Source organism: Sphingobacterium paludis, assembly GCF_004364125.1.
Classification (GTDB): Bacteria; Bacteroidota; Bacteroidia; order Sphingobacteriales; family Sphingobacteriaceae; genus Sphingobacterium; species Sphingobacterium paludis.
The window spans coordinates 1-3,096 of the sequence record NZ_SNZV01000020.1 but is presented as its reverse complement, the minus strand read 5'-3'; the positions used below and the strand labels follow the sequence as shown (position 1 = coordinate 3,096).

Annotated in this window: 2 rRNA genes; both read left to right on the top strand. The window is 50.9% G+C overall.

The features are described from left to right. Positions 1-2,787 (top strand): 23S ribosomal RNA (locus tag B0I21_RS19925); the annotation flags it as partial. Between the two features lie 133 nt (positions 2,788-2,920). Continuing rightward, a 5S ribosomal RNA gene (gene rrf / locus B0I21_RS19920) occupies positions 2,921-3,032 on the top strand. Positions 3,033-3,096: the final 64 nt, after the last annotated feature.

Here is a 3,096-nt window from a genome sequence, read left to right as displayed (position 1 = left end):
TTGATCCGTGGATTTCCGAATGGGGCAACCTAACATACTGAAGGTATGTTGTATAATACGCGAACGCGCCGAACTGAAACATCTAAGTAAGCGTAGGAGGAGAAAATAACAATGATTTCCCAAGTAGTGGCGAGCGAACGGGAAAGAGCCCAAACCGTTATTGTTACGGCAATAGCGGGGTTGTAGGACCACGACATGTGATTCGTCGAGCGAAGTGGAACCGGATGGGAAGCCGGGCAATATGGGTGACAGCCCCGTACACGCAAGCGGAACGACGCTAGTGGTATCCTGAGTACCGCGGGACCGGAGAAATCCTGTGGGAATCCGCCAGCACCATCTGGCAAGGCTAAATACTCCTGAGAGACCGATAGTGGACCAGTACCGTGAGGGAAAGATGAAAAGAACCCCGAACAGGGGAGTGAAAAGAACCTGAAACCGTGTGCTTACAAGCGGTCGGAGCGGACTTGTTCCGTGACGGCGTGCCTTTTGCATAATGAGCCTACGAGTTACTCTTATCTGGCAAGGTTAAGTCCTTCAGGGACGCAGCCGAAGCGAAAGCGAGTCTGAACAGGGCGCAGAGTCAGGTGAGGTAGACGCGAAACCTTGTGATCTACCCTTGGGCAGGTTGAAGTTGCGGTAACACGTAATGGAGGACCGAACCGATAAACGTTGAAAAGTTTCCGGATGACCTGAGGGTAGGGGTGAAAGGCCAATCAAACTGGGAAATAGCTCGTACTCCCCGAAATGTTTTTAGGAACAGCGTCGGCATAGAGTCTAGTAGAGGTAGAGCTACCGATTGGGTGCGGGGGAGTCAAATCCTACCAAATCCAGACGAACTCCGAATGCTATCTAGATATGGCCGGCAGTGAGGCTTTGGGTGCTAAGGTCCAAGGCCGAGAGGGAAAGAACCCAGACCATCAGCTAAGGTCCCCAAATATACGCTAAGTTGAACTAACGAGGTCCGGTTGCCCAGACAGCTAGGATGTTGGCTTGGAAGCAGCCATTCATTTAAAGAGTGCGTAACAGCTCACTAGTCGAGCGGCCGGGCGTGGATAATAAACGGGCATCAAGTGTATTACCGAAGCTATGGATTTGTGGCAGAAGCTACATCTGGTAGGGGAGCATTCCATGCGGGGGGAATCGGAAGGGTAACTTTCCGTGGACTGCATGGAAAAGCAAATGTAGGCATAAGTAACGATAAGGCGGGTGGGAAACCCGCCCACCGAAAGACCAAGGTTTCCTGATCAACGCTAATCGGATCAGGGTCAGTCGGGGCCTAAGGCGCATCCGAAAGGAGATAGCCGATGGACAACGGGTTAATATTCCCGTACTTTTTATAACTGCGATGTGGTGACGGAGTAGTGACACTGCCGCGAACTGACGGAATAGTTCGTTGAAGTGCGTAGGTATACATTCTGTAGGCAAATCCGCAGAGTGTGCCGAAACATGATAGTACAGCAAAGCTTCGGCGGCGCTGATAGTGCAGGTAAGCAGACTTCCAAGAAAACCCGCTAAGCTCCAGGTTATAAAAACCCGTACCGTAAACCGACACAGGTGGTCGAGGAGAGAATCCTAAGGTGCTCGAGTGAATCATGGCTAAGGAACTCGGCAAAATGGCCCTGTAACTTCGGGAGAAGGGGCGCTGTCTCAGTGATGAGCAGCCGCAGTGAAAAGGCCCAGGCGACTGTTTAGCAAAAACATATGGCTTTGCGAAATCGAAAGATGAAGTATAAGGCCTGACACCTGCCCGGTGCTGGAAGGTTAAGAGGGGATGTCATCGCAAGAGAAGCATTGAATCGAAGCCCCAGTAAACGGCGGCCGTAACTATAACGGTCCTAAGGTAGCGAAATTCCTTGTCGGGTAAGTTCCGACCTGCACGAATGGTGTAACGATCTGGGCGCTGTCTCAGCCATGAGCTCGGTGAAATTGTGGTATCGGTGAAGACGCCGGTTACCCGCAACGGGACGGAAAGACCCCATGCACCTTCACTATAGCTTAACATTGAAATTGGGTACAGGATGTGTAGGATAGGCGGGAGATAATGAAGCGGCTTCGCCAGGAGTCGTGGAATCAACCTTGAAATACCGCCCTTTCTGTATCCGGTTTCTAATCCCGTCATGCGGGAGACATTGTTTGGTGGGTAGTTTGACTGGGGTGGTCGCCTCCAAAAAGGTAACGGAGGCTTTCAAAGGTAAGCTCAGTACGCTTGGTAACCGTACGCGGAGTGCAATGGCATAAGCTTGCTTGACTGTGAGACCAACAAGTCGACCAGGGTCGAAAGACGGACATAGTGATCCGGTGGTTCTGTATGGAAGGGCCATCGCTCAAAGGATAAAAGGTACGCTGGGGATAACAGGCTGATCTCCCCCAAGAGCTCATATCGACGGGGAGGTTTGGCACCTCGATGTCGGCTCGTCACATCCTGGGGCTGGAGAAGGTCCCAAGGGTTGGGCTGTTCGCCCATTAAAGTGGCACGCGAGCTGGGTTCAGAACGTCGCGAGACAGTTCGGTCCCTATCTGTTGTGGGCGCTGGAAGTTTGAGTGGATCTGACCTTAGTACGAGAGGACCGGGTTGGACGGACCGCTGGTGAACCTGTTATGCCGCCAGGTGTACGGCAGGGTAGCTACGTCCGGGATAGATAAGCGCTGAAAGCATCTAAGTGCGAAACTAGCCACGAGATGAGACTTCCTTATAGGGTCGTTGTAGATGACAACGTTGATAGGCCATAGGTGTAAAGGTTGAGAGACCAAAGCCAAGTGGTACTAATAGCCCGAAGCTTTCCACGCCGGTAGAACGTTGTTGTCTTCCTTCTTTTTCTTTCTTTCAATGCATGTCATATTAGTATGGTAGTATGTAGTAGTTAGTATTTAGATCTGTCTGGGTACTATAATCTAGGTACTAGGATCTAATAAAAGATTTTCAGGTGCCTATATCGGCGGTGTCTACCTCTTCCCATTCCGAACAGAGCAGTCAAGCCCGCCAGAGCCGATGGTATTGCCGTAACAGGTGGGAGAGTAGGTCGGTGCCGAATTTAATACGGAGCCCGTTGTCGAAAGATAACGGGCTTTTGTTTTTTAAAAAGTAAAAAGTAAAAA